The sequence below is a fragment of the Cohnella lupini genome (genome assembly GCF_003386205.1).
GTDB lineage: Bacteria > Bacillota > Bacilli > Paenibacillales > Paenibacillaceae > Cohnella > Cohnella lupini.
The window spans coordinates 192,943-215,752 of record NZ_QRDY01000007.1 but is presented as its reverse complement, the minus strand read 5'-3'; the positions used below and the strand labels follow the sequence as shown (position 1 = coordinate 215,752).

The following is a 22,810-nucleotide window of genomic DNA, read 5'->3' as shown; positions in this document are numbered from 1 at the left end:
TGCCTCATTCCTTTCTATATGTTACTCAACTATCGTAATTACGTTTCCATCTGGATCGGAAACGTGAAAATATTTGCCACAGGGTACATTGTCAAAGCGATTAGTCACGTTTTCTCCTTTTTCCAACAATTGCTTATAAAACGCATCCGCGTCATCGGTTCGTAGTTCAAAAATCGGTGCAGGCTTGCCGTTACGCATAAAATGAAACGGTGTCGGTTCTAGCTCCTCGTGCATCAGCACGCTTGGTCCATTTTCTCCGAGTTGAATCATCGCATTCGCGCCTTGATCAAATTGAGTTGGCTCTCTGAGCAAAATAACACCTAAATTTTTGACGTACCATTCCGCCGAAGCTTTCACATTGCGAACCGGGAGATTAATGCAAGCAAGCCCCGTAATTCTTTCCATCGCTTTGGTTACGAACTTCAATTTTTCGGCCAATTCTACCAACTCCTTTGGTCTTCGTCAGATAGATATTCGATAAATACCTACATTTACCTTTTAACTCAGATAACTCATGTTTTTATAATCATAACCAAAAGAATGGTTTGGGAGAGCTGCTTGTATACTGGGCACGCTCCAGTTCTTCGGCAATGATGCGGATACCCTCTTCGATTTCTTGCTCATCGGTCCTAATGATGCTAAGGCGCAGCAAGTTAAGCTTAGGAAAAGTGGAGAGGAAATGCTTATCGGTTGCCAGTACATCAACACCGCGATTCTCCAATCGCTTGACCAAATCTTCTGTATGAATGGAGTCCGGAAGACGTATTGAAGCGAAGATTCCCCCGGCTCTTTGCGTGGTATAAAAGCAATCTTTGGGCAATAATCGCTGAGCCGTTTCTCTTAGATGTTTCATTCGACAATCATATACGGATTTCATTCGCTTCGCATGATGAGAATACATCCCGGACTTCATATAAATCTCAAGCACGCCTTGAGAGAGCACAGACGTACTTAGATCCGCCGCTTGTTTATGCCGTTGGAGCAAAGGAATAAACGAAGTCGGAACCGTGGCCGCGGCAATCCTTAATCCGGGCAGCATCACTTTGGAAAAACTTCTGAGATAAATGACATGACTGGCTCCATTATAGGCGTGAATAGGATCTGCTTTACTGTATGTTTCCAAATCGGCAAGATAATCATCTTCAACGATGTAAACGTCATTGGCTTTAGCGAGTTCGGCAAGCCGCTGCTTCTCTTCCGGTGTATAAGAAGTACCTAAGGGATTATGGAAACGCGGAATGGTATAAAAAAACTTGATCATATTACTTTGAAAATAGCGCTCCAAAGTCACCCAATCGATCCCGTCCGGAGTTCTTTCGATACCGATTACGGTATTTCTTTGCGTCTTAAGCGCTTCCAGCATGCCCCAATACGTTGGTTGCTCGACCAAAATGTTGGTTTTTCCGTTTGGAAAAGGCATCCCGGATAGAAGATGAAGTGCTTGCTGGGCGCCGGAAAATATAAAAACTTGCTGAGCCGAAGGAAAAACCTGTTGCTGCTGAAAAAGCTTCACGATCTCCTGTCGAAGAGAAAGCAAACCTTGCGGATCGGGATATGTAAAGATAGATGCCTCAAATAACTCCATCGCTTTGTTCAAGCACTGCCGGAAGTCTGCTTGCGGCATGGATGCGGGATCGGGAGCCGCAGATGCAAAATCGATTCGTTTGGTTTGCAGCAACGGAAGAAGCGCTTCTTCGGCCACGACAAAGTAACCGCTTTTCGGGCGCGAATAAATGAGATGTTGCATCTCGAGTTCCTGATATACACGAATGATCGTATTGAGGCTACAATTGAATCTTTGGCTCTGCATACGGATGGATGCCAGCTTCTGACCGGGTTTGACGAAACCGTTGGTGATGTCCGTGCGAATGATTTGTTGAATGGTTTCTTGTTTCGTTATCATAACAATTTGTCCCCGTCTAAAAGAATTGATTTGCTATTCTGTATCCATACAGATGGATTTATGGTCTATATTCATGATAGTTTGTAACCATTATAATACAAAACATCAAGCGAATGCGTATCATATGATTATTTTGGAGTGATTGAATTGAACAAAACGACTAGCGGCTGGATTAATGGCTTCCTCGGAGTTCTCATCTTCAGCGGATCGCTACCCGCAACGCGAGTGGCTGTGGTGGATTTTGATCCCTTGTTCCTCACCGTATGCCGCGCCGCAATTGCTGGCGTGATTGCGGGAGCGCTTCTCTTGGTCTTCCGACAACAACGTCCTATCCGAAGCGACATCGTTCCGCTATTGATGGTAGCACTCGGCGTAGTCGTCGGTTTCCCGCTGCTTACTGCCTTGGCGCTTCAGTATGTCACATCTGCGCATGCCATTCTCTTCGTTGGACTACTGCCGCTTGCGACGGCGATCTTCGGGGTACTGCGCGGCGGCGAACGCCCGCGACCAGCCTTTTGGATCTTCTCTACGTTAGGTAGCTCCATTGTAGTAGGATTTGCCCTTACTCAAGGGCTTGCATCTTCGCCGGTCGGCGATGCGTTCATGCTGGCTGCTATCATCGCGTGCGGTTACGGTTATGCGGAAGGGGCCAGGCTCTCTCGGAGGCTTGGAGGCTGGCAAGTGATCTCCTGGGCGCTCGTTCTGTCGCTTCCCTTTATGTTGCTGCTTTCCATTATTTACATGCCTGTCACGTGGACGGGTATCGGCCATCCCGCTCTCTTCAGCCTTGCTTACGTTTCCCTGTTCAGCATGCTCATCGGCTTTGTTTTCTGGTATCGCGGACTTGCCCAAGGCGGCATCGCGGCGGTTGGACAGTTACAACTTCTCCAGCCTTTCTTCGGTCTGTTGCTAGCGTCTCTCGTCCTGCACGAGTCGATCGGCTGGCCTATCTTTACAGTGAATATCGCCGTCGTACTGTGCGTAGCTCTCGCACGTCGGTTCTCAGCCAATAAATTTTCACCGCCGGCTCCGATAACTCAGAACTATAATAAGTGATTTTGAGGTCCTTTAACTTCTCTTTTTCGGAATATGCTTTATAAACTTACCGTTGTCATCATAGACCATAATACTTAGCCCTTTAATAGCCCCCTTCGTTTCAAATAACAGCTTCATTGCTTCCTCTTTCGATAGCGGAACGTTAATGCGTTTCCCGTTATATCCGAGGTAATACTTCAGCGCGCAACCTCCTTAAACAAACGAAAAGAGTGTCGACGAAAGCCGCACCCTAGAGATAATTTGGTTATTCAATTTATCTATGAAAATTCGACATAAAATGCCATTTCCCTTTCGAAGTAAGAGCTCCTAACAATCGAAAACGCCTAAGCGGAGGATTCCATCATCCGCTTAGGCGTTTATAGGTTCACATCATCACATCATGGTTCAGTTGAAACGTTCCAGTACGACTTTGCCCACCATTCGGCCCGTTTCCAGTAATTCATGAGCCTTACGCAGGTTGGCCGCATGGATTGGAATCAACGTCTCGGCCACGGTAGTCCGAATGACTCCTCCATCTACCAAACGTGCAATCTCATTCAGCAGCTTATGCTGTTCAATCATATCTGCCGTCTGGAACATCGGACGGGTAAACATGAGCTCCCATACGAATGTAACGCTTTTATTTTTCAACAACGTCAAATTCAACAGCTCGTCCGTTTCTACGATCGAACAGATTTTGCCTTGCGGCGCAATCGCGTCGGCCATGTTCTTCCAGTGCTTCTCCGTAGTGTTCAAGCAAAAGATATATTCGACCTCTTTAACGCCGATCGCCTCAAGCTGAGGAACGAAGTCCTCGTAATGATTGATGATATGATCCGCGCCCAAGTCCTTCGCCCAAGCAGCCGATTCCTCGCGGGAAGCAGTACCGATAACCGTAAGTCCGACGTATTTAGCCAGTTGAATCGCGATGGAACCCACTCCGCCCGCAGCGCCAACGATCAATATCTTCTTGTTCTCGTTATCGGTTTTGTTATGCGTGATGCCGAGACGGTCAAACAGCCCTTCCCATGCGGTAATGGACGTTAGCGGCAAGGCGGCGGCCTGCGCAAAATTTAGCGTGGTCGGTTTCATTCCGACAATGCGCTCATCGACGAGATGGAACTCGCTGTTACCGCCCGGTCTAACGATACTTCCGGCATAATATACCGCATCACCTGGTTTAAATAACGTGCAGTCTGGTCCCACCTGCTCCACTACGCCAGCAACGTCCCAGCCAAGAACTTTCGGTGAGCTTTCCGTCTTGCTTTTCGGCGATCGTACTTTAGTGTCGACAGGGTTGACGGAGACCGCGTTCACCTTGACTAGCAAGTCCTTGCCGACAGGTACTGGTTTTGCTATTTCCAAGTCGATCAAACTCTCCGGATGATCTATCGGCAGATATTTGTAAAGACCTACCGCTTTCATTGTTTCATTAGACATCATTATGCCTCCATCATGGTTAGGATTAGGGTTAGAGTTCCAGGAGGTCGCTCTTCTATTAAGTTTAGATCACGGGAACAACAAAATCAAATCATCGAATATCGTTCCGGCACTCATGAGCGGGCTGTCTCGTCCTTGACCATAGAGCGGATATAAAAGTAACCGAGTACCGAGCAGAGCAAGAAGGTGAAGAATGCAATCGCTGCAGCCTGCTCTCGTTCTTGGAAGACGCCGAACACTTGCTCCATGGAAACTCCGAGCATCTGCGGCGCGTTAGGGCCGACAAGGAACGGAGCCGTAAACGAGCCTATGACGCCCATGAATACGAACGTAGCCGCGACTAGGAACGTTTTGTAAGATAACGGGAAGACGATCTGGAAGAAGACGCGCAGCCTACCTGCTCCAACATCCTTCGCGCTCTCCAATACCGAATTCGGTATACCTGCAAGCGCCGAACTGAGAAGCATTGCCGTAAACGGGATATTGAACCACAAATTGGCGATGATAATCCCTTTTTCGTCGAAAATAATCCGAGGCAATGTTATGCCGATCAGCAATAAAAACCGGGATAGCCAGCCATGGTTCCCAAGCAGGTTAATCAGTCCGTATGTTGCGATTACGCCTGGAATGAAGATCGGTATCATATAGGTTTTGCGTATCAAATCGACCAGTCTTCCCGAGCTGAAGCGCATGTAGACGGCAAGAGAGTAACTTACGATGAGCACGATGAGGCAAGACACGACCGTTACCTTTAACGTAAATATGATATTCGAACGCATGGCTTTATCGGTAAATAGAAATTGATAACGGCTTAAATCGAACCCTCCCGCTTCGTTCCTCAAGCTTTCCACGAACGAGAGCGCGATCGGAATCACGACGATAACGAATAGCAATAGAAAAGAGGGGATGACTAGAATCAGTCCCAGCATCCCCATTTTCATAGACTTACTCATTGCGCCGCGACTTCGCTCTGCCAACGCTTGGTGATTTCCTTGTCCAGATCACCAATGTTAAAGCTGCGGAAGCCCTCCGATACGCCTTTGAACGAATCTTGGATCTCTTGAGGCATATTCGACAATTCAATACCCGGGAAGCCATGCATTTTCTCGACGATGACTCCTTGCGCCTCAGGTGACATCACATAATCCAGGAATTGATATACCGCTTCTTTTTTCTCCGACAGCTTAGGCACCATCAGATAGGTTGGGCCGCCGTTAAAGCCTGGCGTGATTTGTTTCATTTTGGTCGTAGCCGGCAATTGGCCTTTGGCTGTTTGTTCAAGCACCATGTCGGACCATGCGGTTATCATGTCCACTTCTCCATTAGCAAGCAGATCAAGCGTGCCTTGGTTTTTCTTCGGATAAATTCCTTTGCCGTAAACATATTTGCCAAGATCCTTCAACGTAGCGAACCCGTTGTCCCAATCCTTCTGAATCGCCGGGTCGGTGCTGTAAATCGCCTCATCCGGCAGGTCTTTGTATATGGAAGTCGTAACGAACGAACTGCCCGCGCCTCCAGTGGTAGGATCATTGTAGGCAAACTTCTCGGGGTTATTGCGAATCCACTCGTATAGCTCGTCAAGCGTGCTTGGAGGAGTAGTAACCTTATCGCTGTTATAAGCCAGAACAACGGCGGATGCACGGTAAGGCACAGCCAGATTGGATACATTTTCCATTGTCTTCGGATTGATTTTGCCGATGTTAGGGATGGAATCCAGGCTCAGCGTATCCCAAAGATCGTCTTTGCCGCCTTTGGTCACATTAGATAGACTATCTTCATATAGATCAATGTCTCCAGACCCTTTGCCCGCTTGCTTCGCAGCTAGAATGCGGTCATAGGTCGGCTGCGCGCCGGTTCCGGAAGGAATGTACACGAGCTTGACCTTTACGTCCTTGTTTTGCTCTTCGAATTTCGGAACGAGCGTGTCCCACATGTCTTTCACGTTCTGGGATCCGGTAAAATAAAACGAGAATTCAACAGGTTTATCCGAAGCGGGGGATGTGCTGCTTTCCGAAGCTGGAGCACTTGCGTCGGCGGAAGAAGCATTAGCGTTAGAATTGGCATTGTCCGCTTTAGTACCGCAGCCTGCCAGAATCGAAGATGTCAGAGCCAGCGCCGAAAGTACCGTTAATCCCTTTTTCAATTGAATCATGTTGAAATTCCTCCTATTATTCTTAGTTATTCGAATAAGCGATAACTTTATTAAAGGTTGCGTTGACGCTCTGGCCCAACTGTAGCTCTTTGACCTTATCCCTCGGCTGAAAAGCACGAATAATGCCATGATCGCCTAGATCTATTGATACTTCGGCATAGTGTCCGAGTATCATCATTTGTTTGATCGTACCGGGTAAACCCGCAGCCTGACTTGTTCCCGGCTCCAGGATGATATCCTCCGGTCTGACGGCGACGACAACCTCGCCCGTTAGATGTTTGGCATTCGGAAATTCCATTCGTCCCACGACTAGCTTGTCTCCTTGCGCACCCCCCTTCAAAAAGTTCATTTTGCCGATAAACTCAGCGACGTAAAGCGTTTCAGGCGCATCGTATATATCCTGAGGCGCGGCAATTTGTTCGATATGTCCGTGATTCATGACTACGATCCGATCGGATAGCGAAAGTGCTTCCTCCTGATCATGGGTAACGAATACCATCGTAAGACCGGTTTCCGTCTGAATTTCGCGCAATTCCTCTCTCATCTCGTGCCTAAGCTTGGCATCAAGCGCCGAGAAAGGCTCGTCCAGGAGCAGTACGGCCGGTTTAAGAAGAAGCGAACGGGCAACGGCTATACGCTGCTGTTGACCCCCGGAAAGCTGGCTCGGATATTTCTTCTCCGCACCCGGCAACCGAACAAGACGGAGAACTTCCTCGACCGCGCTTCGTATTTCCGCTTTAGGCATTTTTCGAATCTTGAGCCCGAATGCAAGATTATCGTAGATGGTCATATGCGGCCAAAGGTTATAACCCTGGAAGACCATAGAAGTCGGTCTCTTCTCCGGCGGGAGCTTGACCACGCTTCGACCCTCGATCAGGATGTCTCCCGAATCGGGCTCCAGAAAACCTCCAATGCTTCTCAATACGGTCGTCTTTCCGCATCCTGAAGGACCGAGCAAGGTGATGAGCTCCCCCTTGTTCACATCGAGCGAAATTCCGCTAACGCCTTCACCCGTCTTGTAACGTTTTGACAAATCGCGTATGGATAGTTGAATGCTCATGATTTCCTCCATGCATGCCGGAATCTAGGGTCCGGTTATTTCAATTGGAAACCGCTGGACATAACGTCAGCACTTACAAACCGTTGGGCCGCGAGGAGTAAGATAATGGTTGGCGCCGTCAGAATGATGGAGAATACCGCTCCTGCGCTCCCCGGAAAATCGGAAATAATGGAATACATGACGATCGGCATCGTTCTATAATCGGGAATGCCGACAAGAAAGGTACCTTGAGCTTCATCCAGAGAGTTAAGAAACGTAAAGATGGATGCGACTATAATTCCGGGCAATGCCATCGGCAACGTAATGCTGCGGAATACGCGAAACGGTGACGCTCCTACGTCCCTGGCGGATTCCTCTTGTGCCGAATGAACGTTCCGGAAGGCGGCCGTCGGGATCCAAGTCATGAACATAAGGACGTTGATCATATGCACCAGCACGACGCCGAGCAGCGTATTCATGAGACCCAATTTATAGAATAGGACGGCAATCGATACGTACAGCCCCATTTTCGGAAAAGCATGCGTAAGCAGAAAAGAGAAAAGGAATACTTTGCTGAGCGGAAACCGGATGCGCGCGAAAGCGTAAGCGGCAGGAATGCACAACACAATGGATAATGCCGTAACCAATGCGGCAATCAAGAATGACAGTCCGATCGATTTGGATATCTCATCCTCGTGAAGCACGAATTTCCACCACTGCAACGACCACTGTTGGGGCAGCAAATCGGGATAGGACCATTTTCCGCTAAAAGCCAGAACGGCCAAGTTCAATAAGGGACTGACAAAGAACACGATAAACACGATCAGAAGCAGAAACTCAATGATTTTGCGAGTTCCGATGGCTCGGAAATACCAACGCATGCAACGATTCATCTCCTTTACGTGCTCGATTTATGTCGATTCCCGGATGACAAGTTCGCTTGAATATTCGTTAAGCTTGGACGATATCTTCTCCTGCTTGATCAAACGGTCCAGCATCACGACCGCATCGTGCCCGATCTTGCTGTTGTCCACTTTGATCGTCGTTAGCGACGGCGAATACATAGCGGCATATTCGATATCGTCGAAGCCCATCACCGCGACCTGGCCGGGAATAGGGACGGATCGTTGCTGCAGAAGTTTCATGGCGCCGAGCGCCATCATATCGTTGGTCGCGAATAGAGCGGTAAAGCCTTGTCCGACGAAAAAATCCCACTGCTCCTCCAGTAGACGGTACCCTTGCTCGAAGCTAGATTCCGGGGAGTACCATACGGACATTTCGACATCTCCGTCCATCCGGTCCATATTTTCCTGGAAGCCCTTCAGTCGCAAGTTATGACTTCTGTGCTCCTGCGGCCCTGCGATTACGAATAGCTTACGGTGACCTTGCCGATAGAGGTAGTCGGCCGCGTGGCTGCCGCCTTCTTCATCCCTGCTCACGAAATGCATAACCTCCGGATCTTCCGTCGAGCCATTTACCATCAAGTAAGGAATATTGAATTTCTTGACGTATTCGATAACGTTTTGCCGTAGTCGGCTGATTAAAATCAGTCCTTCAACCCGCTTCTCCATCATAAAGTCGGTGGAACTTAGCGACATCCCTTGGTCCGTGGTCAGATAAACGGAATATCCCCTGGCTTGGGCCGCGACTAGAATGGAATCGACGATTTTACCGTAAATCGGATGGGAAACGATCGGTTGCTGATCACGATATATGATGACGCCAATATTGTTCGTACGTTGGGAAACCATTGCCCTCGCCACGGCGCTCGGCTTGTACTTCAATTCTTCGACGACGCTGAGCACTCGCTCGCGCACTTCCGGACTGGTATAACCTTTTCCGGAGATGACTCGAGAAACCGTCGACTTGGACACGCCGACGCGCAAAGCGATTTCTTTGATGTTATAAGCCAATTCCCGTTACCTCCTGCTTCACCCTTATTGCAGCGGCAACGTCCTTGGTCGTAATCGATCTAACGCCCATTTCCGCGAACTGTCTGAATAGCCCCTCTTCATTTACGGTCCAGAGATACACCGGCAATTTATAATCTGCCGACAGCTCGAGTAAGAGCGGCTGAACGAGTTGATAAGGGACGTTCAATCCGATGCATCCGGCGCTTTGCGCGTGCTCGCATGTTTGGCGGATGGCATCCACGTAGCTTAAGGTTTGAAAAATCCGGACATCCACGTTCAGAAGCTTGTTTAATCTAGGGTTGTGCATCTGGACCTTAAGCGCAGACGCGTATTGACATCCCGTTAGGAACACTTGGTCGAGCAAGCCGAGCCTTTCGATTAAGTCGGATAGTGGCACGATGGCCCCATCGGTCTTCAAATCCAAGTTCATCATTTTTCCGGCGTTTTGTAACAGCTCCAAAGCCTGCTCCAACGTTGAGATTGGTGTAGAAAGCCCATCGGAAAGCTCATTAAAGGTCATACCGGAAATTCGGTTCTCTGTCCCGTTCGCCAAATGAACCGTATCGTCATGGGATAGCACGAGGATGCCGTCTCGAGTGACTTGAATATCGTCTTCAATAATGTCAGCCCCGGATGAAATCCCGGTTTCGATCGACAGTAACGAGTTCATTGGCGTGCCCATACATCCGGTATGAGCCGTAATCAGCGGGAAGCTCTTCATTCCGTACCTCTCCCCTCATTGAAATAGATGGCATTCGTAAATGCGATAAGCGCTCTTACTCCGTGAACGGTTCCCCACAATTCAGCCCTTGCCCATAGAAGGCCGCCTTCCGGGATGTTCATTCGATATACCTCGTCCGCGGCTCCCACGGATCGTTCGGCTGCCGTCCCCGTATTGCCTACAATCTTTAGCGTAAAATTCTGTTCCGGGAGCTCCCACAAACCTTGTCTAACTGAAAAAACAGTTTTTACATGTCCCCAATATCCGTCGATACTTTCATCCGGATCGGAGCTTGGAGCCGGTACGTTATCTCCGATTCCGAACCAAGAGTTAGCCGATTCTACTTCCATCGTCAGCAGCGGTCCAATCGTCACGACGGAGCGTCCGTGGCTCAACGCGTCGACTGCGTCTTGAGATATTTGATTCCTCTCTTGCGGCTTATCCGCGCGAAGTCCAAGATAAGTGACGGATACGGGTTCCTCCGTCGCGACTTGAGCGTGCCAATCCCGACCGGATGTAGCGGCGATGCGATAGCCTTCGTTCAACCGATCAGTCCATAAGGAGAAAGCGCGAAGATTATCCGTCTTAATGGAAGGAAAAGTACCCGACCATACTTCGATATAATCGATGTCGTTCCAATTCCGAATTTCATACTCCCAATGACAGCCGGTACAGATAGGACTTCCGATTCGATAGGGATGGGCTAATCCAACTAACCCCGCCTTCCGGTGAACTTCGGATATTCCCTTATGGATATTGCTTAGTTCTGCCGTACGCCAATCCACGAAATCTTGTAAGCCGAGCGTAAGCATGTGACCGTAGAACGTTGTCCATTCCATGCCCGGGATAATGGTTAGCCCCCATTCCCGTTCGACATTCTCGCGACCATCGAGTCCTGATAACGTATTGTGATCCGTGAGCGCGATGCATTCGAAGCCCAGCTTTGCCGCGCCTTCTGCAAGCTCGCTTAAGGTTTGTTTGCCGTCGCTGTGATCGGTGTGGGTATGGAGTTCGCTGGCTAACCAATACATTCCGTTTCCTCCTCCGATGCCCAAACTTGAAGATGATAAGAGCATTGTTCCGATACGATAGAGTGTAAACTGAGCGTTACGCTCCATACTCCCGCAACCAACTTGCCCTTCGTCAGTCCGGGAGAGGAATCCCGCTCCGCCAGGAACAGCAACTGCTCCGGATCGTGCCGATGACACGCGCCTCTGTTGCCTTCCGGGTCGTCCACCGAAACGGTAATCAGATTAGTTAAGGGCTGGTACCGTTCCCATGCGTCCTTTAGAAGCTGTTTTTGTTCCGGAGCGGAATACAAATCGATTCCGGCGATGATCAATGATTTGGCGCGCTCGTTATCCTCGAGAACCTTGGGGCTATAATTGAACCTGATCCATATTTTTGCTGTTAGTCGATCCAACTGAAACCGGTAAACGACATGTTGTCGGGAATCGTCCGGGGTAACCTGCCCCCTTATATCTAGAAGCATATAATCTCCTTTGGTTGCGACATGATGACTGTATGGGAACGATCCCACAATTAATATACAATCCGGTTATTCGGCGGATATTATCGCTGATTTCGTTTTTTGTTAAAATAGACTCCTCTATTACCAATAATTGAAGATGGGTATTTACGCGCCGATTGATTACGATAGAGTGAGTTCTACTCTATTACAATCGGAAAGCGAGTTGCATATAATGAAGCGTTTCTATGCCATCGGGATGCCGATGGTTGCCCTTATTTTATGTTTTACATTCACCTTACATTTGCATCGCTCTTCGGCAGCCGATGCCGGTCTGCCATTCGACGATATAACCCAGAACTTCGCTACCGAAGCAATCGTTAATCTATCGAAAATAAACCTCATTTCCGGAACCGGTGGTCGTACCTTCGAGCCCACTAAAGCCATAACGCGAGCCGAGCTCGTTGCATTGCTGGATCGCTTGCTCGGGATGACTCCCGTATCTAGCGCGATCCCTTCTTTCTCCGACGTACCGAAGACGGCTTGGTATTACGAGTGGGTACAACCGGCGATTCAGTTGGGCATCGCCCAAGGCACATCGAACGCTCTGTTCGAACCTAATCGCCCGGTAACGCGCGAGGAAGCAGCCGTACTAATGGCCCGGGCATTGAAGCAGCCTGCGGTAAGTCCTCCTGCCGACTCCCAGTACGTCGATCAAGATCAAATACATTCATGGGCGCTTCCATCCGTCTATCAACTAAGTCATCTCGGAATAATAGAAGGTGATAGCGGAAGCTATCGCCCTGAAGACTCCATTACTAGACAAGAAGCAACCGTCATGATGTATCGGGCATGGACAAGACCAGGTTGGTCGGAACAGATTCGCGCGACTCCTCCTCAACGAATCCAGCTCGGTTGGCAATATGGGGAGACGACGCGGCAATTCGAGCAGCAGGTCGCACAGTCCGAAGTAAACACCGTTTCTCCGCGCTGGTTTTACCTCGGGAAGACAAGTACGGTCGAAGATCATACCGACACGTCTCTGATCGAATGGGCGCATAACAACGGAAAGAAAGTGTGGGCGATGGTCGGTAATCATTCCGATCAAGAGATCTCCCACCAGATGTTATCCCAATCGGATCAACGCCAAGCCTTTATTCTAAAGCTGACTGAGCTCGTCCGGAAGTATGGCATTGACGGACTGAACATCGATTTCGAGAACATTGGCCCTCAAGACCGCAACTCGTTTACGACCTTCATTAAGGAGTTATCTCAACAAATGAAGACCATTCCAGCCGTATTATCCGTTAACGTTTCTCCTGATTTCGGTATGGATTGGACAGAGGTTTTCGACTACTCCGAATTGGGGAAAACCGCGGATTACGTCATACTGATGGGCTACGACGAACACTGGGGCGGGGCTCCCGAAGCAGGGTCGGTTTCCTCTCTCCCTTGGCTTCGGCATGGCATAGAAACACTGCTCAAGCAAGTGCCTGCTCGAAAAGTCATTCTTGCGCTTCCGCTATATACGCGTAATTGGACAATAAGCTCGGAGGGGAAAACCACTTCCGCGGACTGGAGCCTTGTCCAGCAGAACCAAACCGTGAACGACCGACGGTTATCGACTTCTTGGAATAATACGCTTGGCCAATATTATGCGCAATACAGCGATAAAGCTATGCTTAATAAGCTATGGTTGGAGGATGGTCGGTCGCTGTCCCGGAAAGCCATGTTAGGCGAAGCTCATTCCTTAGCCGGTTACGGCTACTGGTATATGGGCGGCGAGAGCGTAGACATCTGGACGAGTTTACGCAACGTCGTGAAATTCGGTTCTTATTCGTTCTCGTAAATAGAAGAAACCGCCAGGTTATTAGAACTTGGCGGTTTCTTCCGTTAAAAGATAGTAGGCACCATTCCCCCATCCATTCGAATCGGAGAGCCTTTAAAAGCGGATGCATACGGACTACATACAAATGCAGCTAGCCTACCTATTTCAATTGGCTTGATAAATCGTTGTATTTCCGATTGAGGTAGATTTGAAGCCATAAATTCCTTCTCTTTTTCTGAAAACGGTATATTTTCATCAGGGTATCTCCCCTCGATGATTTGCCGTACATTTTCGGAGAGCGTTGGTCCCGGCATGATCGTATTGACTGTCACTTCCGTTCCAGCCGATAATTTTGATAAGCTTCTTGATAACGACAATAACATTGACTTTGTCATGCCATACTGAGGCATTTGACCTGAAGGCATGATGGCTTCTTCGCTCGCAATAAAGATAATGCGGCCGTAATCGCTTTTCAACATTTTAGGTAAATAATATTTAGATAACCCATTTGCGGCAAGAACGTTAGTACGGAAATATTTTTCCCATATTTCATCTTCGACGTCTTCATATTTCATTATTTCGTAAATCCCCATACTGTTAACTAAGATATCGATATGGGGGTATTTTTCGAATAAAGCTTCTCTCTGCCTTGCTTCCGCGATGTCGGCGGTAGCGTTATGGGGAGTGGTTGCCGGGAAAGCCGACTTCATTTCATTTACGGTTCGTTCTACCTCTTCATAGTTCCGTCCGTTGATGAGTACATTAACGCCTTCCTTGGCAAGCTCAATGGCAATAGCTTTACCTATGCCTTTCGTGGATCCCGTAACTAATGCCGTCTTGTTGTTTAATCCCATATCCATCATGAATTTCTCCTTATTCTCGTGCTCCGGGTAGTAATAATAATACCTTGTCCGGAAGGTCCGGTAACTAGCATGCCGCGCCAACGTTCTTGTTCAACGCGCCAAATGCTCATGTACGGAACGCCAATTCGAAGGAGTAACGCCTTCCCAACGGCGGAAAGCGCGGTAGAACGAATTCTGGTCTTCATAACCGATCAAAAAAGCCACTTCTTTAATATCGAGCGTGGGATCTGCCAAGTACTCTCGTGCTTGCTCATGTCTGGCTTGCGTCAACAGTCGCTTGAAACTCGTGTTTTCGTCGGTAAGCCGGCGCTGCAAGGTGCGATCGCTCATACCCAATTCTCTAGCGACAGCCTGAATATCGGGGATCCCTCCCGTAAGGCTAAGTTTAATAATCCATTTGACCGTCTCCGTAATCGAGCGGTCGCGCTGCTGCTCATCCAACGTACGGTCCAGTACGGGAGTCAAGATCTCCAGCAACTCTTCGTTGTAAGAGACAAAGGGGCGGTCCAGATCGCTTCGATGGAGCGTCAAGCGGTTACAAGTCGAACCGATCCTGACATTGCAACCGAAGTAAGCTTCGAGGGCCGACACGTCCCCCATCGGGCATGCAAATTCGACGAACCGCGCCGTCAAAGGCTGACCTGTGCCTCGGCGCCCAAGCTCCAAAAGATAGGCCAGAGTAATACCGACCAATACCGGTGGTCCGGATTGTTCGGAATGCAGCCACTCCAGTTCAATGGTACAGTTCTCGCCTTCCTCGGAGATGCTTAAGCTTTCGGGAGGACACAGTTGTTTGTACCGAACCATTCGGTTTAGAGCTTCGCGGTAGTCGCGCGCGTGGAAAGTCGCTAATGCGGACGGCGGGTACTGCGCGGTTTCAAAAGCGGTCGCAAGCTTGATGAATCCTTGGCCAGTGTCGCCAATCAGTTCGGAATAAGCCTGCCAGATCGCGAAATATTGGTCGGTGGTGACTACTGGTTCAGTTATAACGGTGAGCGGCAGATGTGCTTTGCGAGCTACGTCGTGGGCGGCTATCCCTAATTGACGTAATCCTGACCAGAATCCTTGCGGGATTTTAACTCGGTCAGAGTGTTGCGACTTCATCTATAATGACCTCCTCTTGCAGTTCCCGTCCGCTTTTACCGCTTAATTGCCAATGAAGCATCGGACGGCGGAGAAAATTGAACTTTTATTATTAGTACTATTCCCAAGATCAACGCTAAACCACATACCGCAAGGCACACGAATTGCAATGAAATGAACTCCGAAATAAATCCGATAATAAGAGTCAACACGATTTGAACAAGTCCCTGCGATACTTCGGCTAAACTTGCAAACCTACCCATAATGGAAACGGGTACATGGTTTTGAACGAACGTGGTATATCCTGCACCGGCAAAAGACATAAAAAACCCTAACAACACAAATGAAACAGCAGCGGTAATAAAATTAAACGAAGCATAAAAAGTAATATAAAACAGAGTTGAAAGTACCGTGCCGGCACTCATATACCAGCGATAAGATATTTTCTTAGCCATCATTGCAGCAATGGATGATCCTACTAATGCCCCAACGCCTGTTAGACTAATAATCATTCCGTAATCACTTACCGACAATCGTAAATGTAATCGGATAAAAGTTGCTTCCTGGGAATCGACTGAATAGCCGATCAACATAGCAAGTTGAAACAGTACGTAAATGATAAAAAAGTATTTTGCCGTAGTAATGAACTTTCCTATGACTTGCCAATCCTCGATAAGAAGCTTCTTAGTCATTGGTTTAACCGATTCCGGGTTCCTGTCTACGTTGGGTAACATAAAGATGATTAAAGCGCAGACAATAAAACTTATTGCATTAAAAATAATACAAAAATCCGCATCTACCGTCATGATTAACAATCCGGATATCGCAGGTCCAAGTAGGAAGGCGCCTGAATTTACCATACTCATCATCGAGTTAAACCTTTGACGGTCCTCGGTAGGCACAATCTTAGTCATATAAACAGATGAACTTGGACCGAAAAACGAACCGAATAGGCTAATCATGAAAATCATAACGTAAATCACCCATAGCGAAGAAAGAAACGGAATAATAAAAACGAGACATCCTCGTACTATGTCAACGAATATCATCAATTTTCTTACATTAATTCGATCTATAATACTACCTGACCAAAGATTCGTAAATAATTGGGCGATAGGCTTAATCACGAACAAACCAGCAACAGCCGCCGCGGATCCCGTAAGATCGAGTATCTTGATATTAATGGCTACGAAATAAATCCAATTCCCCAAGTTTGAAAATCCGATTCCCGATATTAAAAGCAAAGCTGTTTTCCAATTTTTCATCATCGGCTCCTATCCATGAAAATGATAAAAGAAAAACCTACGATTTACGCAGGTAGAAATCATTAGATATTCTTTTGATAATGCAAACCAATGACGCCGTTTTTGTAAGTTTTACTTTTAATCAATTGAAGGGCTAACTTCGTTTCGACGTCCTCGAACAACCGATCGCCATTTGCGGCGACCACGGGATGAACCATTAACCATATTTCATCGAAAAGAGAGTTATGTATAAATAACTGCCACGTTTTCACTCCGCTTTCGACGGAAATGTTTTTACCATCGCCGACTTTGAGAATTTCGATTTCACGGACAAAAGCTTCGCTATCCGTCATTAACAATGGACGAGTATTGTTCCATTCCAAATGATGGATGGTTGAACGAGAGATGACGATTTTCTCCATCTCGTTTATTTTCTTGGCAACCGCCCTCTCGAGATCGGAATCCGATGCTCTTTCAGCGTGTTGCCAATATTCGGCCATCGAGGGGTAAGTGTTGCTTCCCACGACGATGGTATCTATATCCTTATAGGCGTTGTATGAATCTTCTACGATTTCATCGCTTAAAGTCATCCACTCGTCAACATCCGAAACAACGCCGTCGAGAGATATTTGCATGTACAAAATGATTTTTCTCATTTGTTGGACTCCTCTACAAAAAGTTTCGGGCTTGTAGTGAATTCAATAATCTTCTTCATTATAACAAATAATAGTAATTATTTATTTTTTCTTAATCGCTTTTCCTGCTTAAAGGATTGCAAACTGAGCACAATTTCGACAATCGAATAAATGTGGTAATATATTCGTATATTCAAAAGTTTAGAGGTTAAGGAGAACAACCGTATGCACCAGTATCACAATATTCAGCTGTTCAAGGCTGATTTTTTCAAGGCGCTGGCACATCCCTTGCGGATTCGTATTCTGGAAGTATTGAGCGAAGGCGATAAAAATGTAAACGAGCTGCAAAGCATATTGGGTTCGGAAGGCTCAGCCGTTTCCCAACAATTGTCGGTGTTGCGCAATAAAAATGTGGTGTACGGCTTAAAAGAAGGAACAACGGTGGTATATTCTTTGCGCGACCCATTGATTAAAGATTTATTAGCGGTGGCCAAGCAAATTTTCGACAATCACCTGGTCGATGCCATCTCATTGCTTGAAGGAATGCGAAAGGAACAATAAACAAAACAAGGCGATCCGTTGCGTCAACCGGAAACCCTTGTTTTTTTGTTCCATTGGAGTCACGAACCGATTGACAATGGTTCTTTGCGGGAGTATTATTCGCTATATATTCAAATAATCAAATATATATAAAAGAAGGTTTTTGAATGAAATGGTCAGGGCGGTTTGAAGCCGTTACTCCCGCGTCTCTACGTAAAGACCTGATCTCGGGTCTGATTGTCGGCATTATCGCGATTCCGCTCGGAATGGCGTTCGCTATTGCTTCGGGCGTCAAACCGGAATATGGAATCTACACGACTATAGTAGCCGGGATTGCGATCTCCGTCTTCGGCGGTTCAAGATATCAAATCGGCGGTCCGACCGGTGCATTCATTCCGATCCTGTTTGCGATTGTTATGCAGTATGGTTATGAAAATTTGTTGATTGCCGGAATGTTGGCCGGTCTTATGTTGATTATTATGGGCGTGTTGAAACTAGGAGCCTTAATCAAATTTATCCCTCGTCCGGTGACCATCGGGTTTACGGCCGGAATCGCCGTCATTATTTTCAGCGGTCAAATCTCGAATTTTTTGGGTCTGACGCAAATCGAGAAGCATGAGGACTTCCTATCCAATATGAAAGAAATCCTTGTCCATTTGGATACCGTCAATCTCTTCAGCGTGATCACGGCTTTGATTTGTTTCGCCGTTATCTTGCTGACGCCGAAGTTCCTGCCGAGAGTCCCGGGTTCTTTAATCGGGCTTGTCGTTTCGACGGTTGCCGCAACGCTCTTTTTTAAAGGGCAAGTCGCCACCATCGGGTCCTCGTTCGGAGCCATCCCAAGTGCGCTGCCTCACTTTCAAATCCCTGACATCACATGGCAACGGATCTCGACCTTGCTTCAACCAGCGTTCATCATTGCCATGTTAGGCGGAATTGAATCGCTGTTATCGGCGGTTGTCGCCGACGGAATGACGGGCAAACGACATAACAGTAATCGCGAATTAATCGGACAAGGGATCGCCAATATCGTGACTCCCCTCTTCGGGGGCATTCCGGCGACTGGAGCCATAGCACGAACGGCAACCAATATTAAGAATGGCGCCGTATCGCCGCTCTCCGGCATCATTCACGGCATTGTGGTATTCTTGGTTCTCATTTTTTTTGCGCCGTACGCTTCCGAAATTCCGTTGGCCAGCATGGCTCCTATCCTCATGCTCGTCGCGTGGAATATGAGTGAACGCAAGCAATTCGCCCATGTTCTGAAAACCAAAACAAGTGACTCCCTTGTGCTGTCGATCACCTTTTTGTTAACGGTATTAACTAACTTGACTACCGCCGTTGAAATCGGTTTAATTCTAGCCGTGTTGCTGTTTGTGAAACGAATGAGCGAAATGTTAACGGTGGCAAAAGTGCTGCCCGATCCCGCCTCGGAAAAAGTGAAAGCCCATATGGTGGCAGAAAGCCATGATTGCCCGCAGCTTAGCATATACACCATCGAAGGTCCTCTTTTCTTCGGCGCTGCCAACATGTTCGAGAAGACGATCATGGATATGATTCACTTTCGATCCAAAATTCTGCTGCTTCGGCTGGGGAAAGTCCCCTTTATGGATACAACCGGCGAGTCCTACTTATCCAGCTTGGTCAACCACTTCAAGAAGCTAGGCGGTGTCGTGATTATTTCCGGAATCAAGTCGCAACCGCTGGAGGTTTTGAAGAAAACCGGCCTTTTCGATCGGATTGGAGCGGAACATTTCTTCGGCCGTACCGGCGAAGCCATCGACTATGCATTAACCCGACTAGACTATAACAAATGCTTGGGCTGCAAACATTTCGCCTTTCGGGAATGCGCGGAGCTATCCAACGTGGAATCGCGGCAATAATCCCCTATTCACCTCTCAAGAGTAAAAGCCATGAATAACGCCTATGTTCCCGGCGTCGTAGATGGCTTTTTCATTGCTGCTCGCATTACGAGATATAGTTCACCGTATTAATCATTATTCGCTAATTTATTGTTTACTAATGAATCGGGACTTCCTTATAATACGAAGAGCAAAGCACATAAACCTTATTTGAACGTAATCCTCGCCCAGCTTCCATCCATGAAAGACAGAATCGATACCATCAGCGCTCAAAGTTGCGACTGAACCCGGAGGATTTATGCTAACGATCGCTTCCCTCATCTTTTTAGTTACTCTTGTTTTTGTTATTTGGCAGCCCAAAGGTCTGAATATCGGTTGGTCCGCGAGCGCCGGAGCGATTATCGCTTTACTATCGGGAGTCGTTAATTTCGGCGATGTCTGGGACGTAACGCAAATCGTTTGGAACGCAACTCTTACCTTTGTGGCCATTATCCTAATTTCATTAATTCTGGATGAGATCGGGTTCTTTGAATGGGCCGCTCTTCACATGGCTAGGTTCGCTAAAGGCAATGGTAAGCTTATGTTCGTCTATGTCATTCTTCTTGGCGCGGCGGTTGCCGCATTCTTCGCAAACGACGGGGCCGCCTTAATATTGACGCCTATCGTCTTATCTATGGTACGAGCCCTTAAATTCGATATGCGAATGATATTGCCTTTTATCATGGCAAGCGGCTTTATTTCCGATACGGCTTCGTTACCCCTCGTAATAAGCAATCTGGTCAACATCGTATCCTCGGATTTCTTTGGAATCGGATTCGCCGAATACGCAGGTCGAATGGTTGTGCCGACTTTGTTTTCCATTGCGTCAAGCCTGCTCGTTCTGTATCTAATGTTCCGTAAAAGCATTCCTAAAAATTACGACCTCGCCCAACTGAAAAAGCCGAGCGAATCAATCAAAGATGTTCGGTTATTCAGAGTCTCTTGGATCATCCTGGCCATATTGCTGATTGCTTACTTAATGAGCGAATTCATAAACGTCCCTGTATCTATCATTGCGGGGGTTGCTGCCGCACTCCTCTTACTGCTCTCTCGACAGAGTAAAGAAGTTCAAACTTGGAACCTTGTGAAAGGCGCGCCTTGGGCTGTCGTCGTGTTCTCCATCGGAATGTATGTCGTCGTCTACGGTCTGCGAAATGTAGGGCTTACGAATGAATTGGGTAGAGTCTTCGAGTGGATCGGGGATCAAGGACTATTCGTCGCTACGATAGGTTCGGGTTTTATTGCCGCTATCCTCTCCTCTATCATGAACAATTTGCCTACGGTCATGATCAATGCGCTAGCTATACAAGATACGGATACAACCGGTATCATACGTGAATCGTTCATTTATGCCAATGTAATCGGATCCGATCTAGGACCTAAAATCACGCCGATCGGCTCGTTGGCTACCTTGTTGTGGCTACATGTCCTTTCGTCTAAAGGAATCAAAATAACCTGGGGCTACTACTTCAAGGTCGGCATCCTCATTACCGTACCTGTCTTATTCGTCACGTTAACGAGTCTCTACTTCTGGCTAAAACTCGTTGCCTAATCATGCGGACATGCCGACGAGCATTGCCCCGTGATTTCAAATCCTAACGTAATCAAGTGGCATTGGGGATTTGATGATCCTGCCAAAGCAACAGGCACGGAAGAAGAGATCATGGATCACTTCCGTGCCGTAAGGGACGCCGTTAAATCCAGAATCGAACAATTTGTTCAAGATGGTCAATAAGTCTACAAACTATCCGATCACATTCACTGGCGATCCGTTCAAGAACGCATCAATATCCTCTACGATGCCGCGGAAAAAGCTACGGTAAGCCGCCTCGGTGACATACCCAATGTGCGGCGTGGCCAGCACATTGGGCAGCGACCGGAGCGGGTCGTCCGCCGGAAGCGGCTCCGTCTCGTAAACATCCAGCCCCGCTCCGGCAATCCTACCGCCGCGAAGAGACGCAATGAGTGCATCCCGATCGACGATAGGAGCGCGGGAGGTGTTGATCAGGTAGGCGGTCGGCTTCATGAGCCCGAGTTCTCTGGCGCTAAGCAGTCCTCTCGTGCGATCTCCGAGCACGAGGTGAATCGAGACAATATCGCTGCTTTCCAGCAGCTCTTCCTTCGACGTTGCCAGATACACGCCTGCCGCGGCCGCTTTGTCCGCGGTCAGATTGTGGCTCCATGCCGCAACCTCCATGCCGAATGCCTGTCCGATCTGCGCGACGTTGCTTCCGATATGGCCAAGACCAAGCAACCCAAGACGCTTGCCTTTCAAATCGACGCCGATCGTACTCTGCCAGTGTCCGCCGGTTCGCAACGCTTCGTTCTCCTGCACGAGTTTTCTCGCTAGTCCCAATATAAGAGCCCACGTCAGCTCGGTTGTTCCTTCGCCGCCTCCTCGCGTACCGCATACGACGACGCCATGTTCAGTTGCGGCTGGCAAGTCGATTGAAGCGTTGCGCATTCCCGTCGTAATGAGCAGCTTCAATCGGGGTAGTCTTTGAAAGAGCGTTCTTCGGAATGGCGTCCGTTCTCGCATGATAACGACAATCTCGCAATCCTCGATCGCAGCGGCCAATAAATCCTCGTTATCGAAATGAGTATGAAACACGTTAACCACTACACGATCCGTAACAGCCGACCAGTCCGCCATCGACAGGGCGACCTGCTGGTAATCGTCCAGCACGGCGCATTTTATCACACGGAACCCTCCCCTGACCCAATATGCTTTCATAATCGCATACGGCCGAACATTTGCCAAGTATCCCTCATGTATCGTTCCAACGTTGAAACCCCGACCGTGAAATCGGTTAGGGTTTATCGTTCGACCGGCATGGTGTAATCAAAATCGCCGATTTCGGCTTCCTTCGTCCAATTATCCGCCTTAATGCCCGACCATCTGATATGTCCAAGGAATGCAGCAAGTCTCGGATAATCGGAACTACCGATTGGCAGGAATCCGTGCGACACTTCATCAAACGTTGTACAACCTTGGCGGATATCATCGGCATATCTCAACCCACCGTCCATACGAATGGATTCCGC

The 22,810-nt window shown here is 48.0% G+C and carries 22 protein-coding genes and 2 pseudogenes; 6 read left to right on the top strand and 18 right to left on the bottom strand.

Features of this window, described 5'->3' with window-relative positions; all coding sequences use genetic code 11:
- Positions 1-21 precede the first annotated feature (21 nt).
- The 3 genes and pseudogenes from DFP95_RS14815 to DFP95_RS29805 form a co-directional block, all read right to left on the bottom strand.
- Complete coding sequence (locus tag DFP95_RS14815; protein ID WP_115993412.1) at positions 22-438, bottom strand: VOC family protein; 417 nt, start codon at positions 436-438, stop codon at positions 22-24.
- Between the two features lie 88 nt (positions 439-526).
- The gene (locus DFP95_RS14810) at positions 527-1,702 is read right to left on the bottom strand and encodes an aminotransferase-like domain-containing protein (protein ID WP_245987671.1); all 1,176 of its coding nucleotides are present in this window, start codon (positions 1,700-1,702) and stop codon (positions 527-529) included.
- A 12-nt stretch (positions 1,703-1,714) separates the two neighbouring features.
- Positions 1,715-1,903 (bottom strand): annotated as a pseudogene (locus DFP95_RS29805) (GntR family transcriptional regulator); the annotation flags it as partial.
- A gap of 147 nt (positions 1,904-2,050) precedes the next feature.
- Here DFP95_RS29805 and DFP95_RS14805 point away from each other — a divergent pair.
- Entirely contained in the window at positions 2,051-2,959 is a 909-nt protein-coding gene (locus DFP95_RS14805) for a DMT family transporter (protein WP_115993410.1), read from the top strand.
- A gap of 384 nt (positions 2,960-3,343) precedes the next feature.
- On the opposite strand, the gene DFP95_RS14800 is transcribed toward DFP95_RS14805, so the two are convergent.
- The 9 genes from DFP95_RS14800 to DFP95_RS14760 form a co-directional block, all read right to left on the bottom strand.
- Positions 3,344-4,378 (bottom strand): zinc-binding alcohol dehydrogenase family protein, encoded by a 1,035-nt coding sequence (locus DFP95_RS14800; protein WP_115993409.1) that lies wholly within the window; start codon positions 4,376-4,378, stop codon positions 3,344-3,346.
- 113 nt (positions 4,379-4,491) lie between these two features.
- Positions 4,492-5,331 carry an ABC transporter permease gene (locus DFP95_RS14795; protein WP_115993408.1) on the bottom strand — a complete coding sequence of 280 codons (840 nt, stop codon included), beginning with the start codon at positions 5,329-5,331 and terminating at the stop codon, positions 4,492-4,494.
- A complete protein-coding gene (locus tag DFP95_RS14790) occupies positions 5,328-6,530 on the bottom strand; it encodes an extracellular solute-binding protein (RefSeq protein ID WP_115993407.1) in 1,203 nt (400 codons plus the stop codon). Before DFP95_RS14790 ends, DFP95_RS14795 begins: the two co-directional genes overlap by 4 nt.
- Before the next feature lie 22 nt (positions 6,531-6,552).
- Positions 6,553-7,590 (bottom strand): ABC transporter ATP-binding protein, encoded by a 1,038-nt coding sequence (locus DFP95_RS14785; RefSeq protein WP_115993406.1) that lies wholly within the window; start codon positions 7,588-7,590, stop codon positions 6,553-6,555.
- A 35-nt stretch (positions 7,591-7,625) separates the two neighbouring features.
- Positions 7,626-8,450, bottom strand: a complete 825-nt coding sequence (locus tag DFP95_RS14780) for an ABC transporter permease (RefSeq protein WP_115993405.1) — start codon at positions 8,448-8,450, stop codon at positions 7,626-7,628.
- Positions 8,451-8,480: 30 nt separating this feature from the next.
- Positions 8,481-9,482 (bottom strand): LacI family DNA-binding transcriptional regulator, encoded by a 1,002-nt coding sequence (locus tag DFP95_RS14775; RefSeq protein ID WP_115993404.1) that lies wholly within the window; start codon positions 9,480-9,482, stop codon positions 8,481-8,483.
- Complete coding sequence (locus tag DFP95_RS14770) at positions 9,472-10,203, bottom strand: glycerophosphodiester phosphodiesterase (protein WP_115993403.1); 732 nt, start codon at positions 10,201-10,203, stop codon at positions 9,472-9,474. The genes DFP95_RS14775 and DFP95_RS14770 overlap by 11 nt, the downstream gene beginning before the upstream one ends.
- Entirely contained in the window at positions 10,200-11,234 is a 1,035-nt protein-coding gene (locus DFP95_RS14765; RefSeq protein ID WP_115993402.1) for a CehA/McbA family metallohydrolase, read from the bottom strand. Before DFP95_RS14765 ends, DFP95_RS14770 begins: the two co-directional genes overlap by 4 nt.
- Complete coding sequence (locus DFP95_RS14760) at positions 11,222-11,695, bottom strand: hypothetical protein (protein WP_115993401.1); 474 nt, start codon at positions 11,693-11,695, stop codon at positions 11,222-11,224. Before DFP95_RS14760 ends, DFP95_RS14765 begins: the two co-directional genes overlap by 13 nt.
- 211 nt (positions 11,696-11,906) lie before the next feature.
- Between DFP95_RS14760 and DFP95_RS14755 the strand changes: the two genes are divergently transcribed.
- Positions 11,907-13,520 (top strand): S-layer homology domain-containing protein, encoded by a 1,614-nt coding sequence (locus DFP95_RS14755; RefSeq protein ID WP_181907437.1) that lies wholly within the window; start codon positions 11,907-11,909, stop codon positions 13,518-13,520.
- 44 nt (positions 13,521-13,564) lie between these two features.
- Here the strand turns inward: DFP95_RS14755 and DFP95_RS14750 are convergent, their stop codons facing one another.
- The 4 genes from DFP95_RS14750 to DFP95_RS14735 form a co-directional block, all read right to left on the bottom strand.
- Positions 13,565-14,359, bottom strand: a complete 795-nt coding sequence (locus DFP95_RS14750) for an SDR family NAD(P)-dependent oxidoreductase (RefSeq protein WP_115993399.1) — start codon at positions 14,357-14,359, stop codon at positions 13,565-13,567.
- 93 nt (positions 14,360-14,452) lie between these two features.
- The gene (locus DFP95_RS14745; RefSeq protein WP_115993398.1) at positions 14,453-15,466 is read right to left on the bottom strand and encodes a helix-turn-helix transcriptional regulator; all 1,014 of its coding nucleotides are present in this window, start codon (positions 15,464-15,466) and stop codon (positions 14,453-14,455) included.
- Between the two features lie 35 nt (positions 15,467-15,501).
- A complete protein-coding gene (locus tag DFP95_RS14740; protein WP_342768231.1) occupies positions 15,502-16,713 on the bottom strand; it encodes an MFS transporter in 1,212 nt (403 codons plus the stop codon).
- Positions 16,714-16,772: 59 nt separating this feature from the next.
- The gene (locus DFP95_RS14735) at positions 16,773-17,345 is read right to left on the bottom strand and encodes a dihydrofolate reductase family protein (protein WP_115993396.1); all 573 of its coding nucleotides are present in this window, start codon (positions 17,343-17,345) and stop codon (positions 16,773-16,775) included.
- A 204-nt stretch (positions 17,346-17,549) separates the two neighbouring features.
- Between DFP95_RS14735 and DFP95_RS14730 the strand changes: the two genes are divergently transcribed.
- The 4 genes and pseudogenes from DFP95_RS14730 to DFP95_RS14715 all read left to right on the top strand — a co-directional run.
- The gene (locus DFP95_RS14730; protein WP_115993395.1) at positions 17,550-17,885 is read left to right on the top strand and encodes an ArsR/SmtB family transcription factor; all 336 of its coding nucleotides are present in this window, start codon (positions 17,550-17,552) and stop codon (positions 17,883-17,885) included.
- A 146-nt stretch (positions 17,886-18,031) separates the two neighbouring features.
- Positions 18,032-19,747: a SulP family inorganic anion transporter gene (locus DFP95_RS14725; protein WP_115993394.1), complete on the top strand. Its 1,716-nt coding sequence runs from the start codon at positions 18,032-18,034 to the stop codon at positions 19,745-19,747.
- A gap of 277 nt (positions 19,748-20,024) precedes the next feature.
- On the top strand, positions 20,025-21,317 hold the full coding sequence (locus tag DFP95_RS14720) for an arsenic transporter (protein ID WP_115993393.1): 1,293 nt from the start codon (positions 20,025-20,027) through the stop codon (positions 21,315-21,317).
- A 3-nt stretch (positions 21,318-21,320) separates the two neighbouring features.
- A pseudogene (locus DFP95_RS14715) lies at positions 21,321-21,500 on the top strand (low molecular weight phosphatase family protein); the annotation flags it as partial.
- Between the two features lie 9 nt (positions 21,501-21,509).
- Here the strand turns inward: DFP95_RS14715 and DFP95_RS14710 are convergent.
- Both DFP95_RS14710 and DFP95_RS14705 read right to left on the bottom strand, forming a co-directional pair.
- Entirely contained in the window at positions 21,510-22,466 is a 957-nt protein-coding gene (locus DFP95_RS14710; RefSeq protein WP_245987669.1) for a D-2-hydroxyacid dehydrogenase family protein, read from the bottom strand.
- A 116-nt stretch (positions 22,467-22,582) separates the two neighbouring features.
- A complete protein-coding gene (locus DFP95_RS14705) occupies positions 22,583-22,795 on the bottom strand; it encodes a hypothetical protein (protein WP_115993392.1) in 213 nt (70 codons plus the stop codon).
- Between the last annotated feature and the right edge of the window lie 15 nt (positions 22,796-22,810).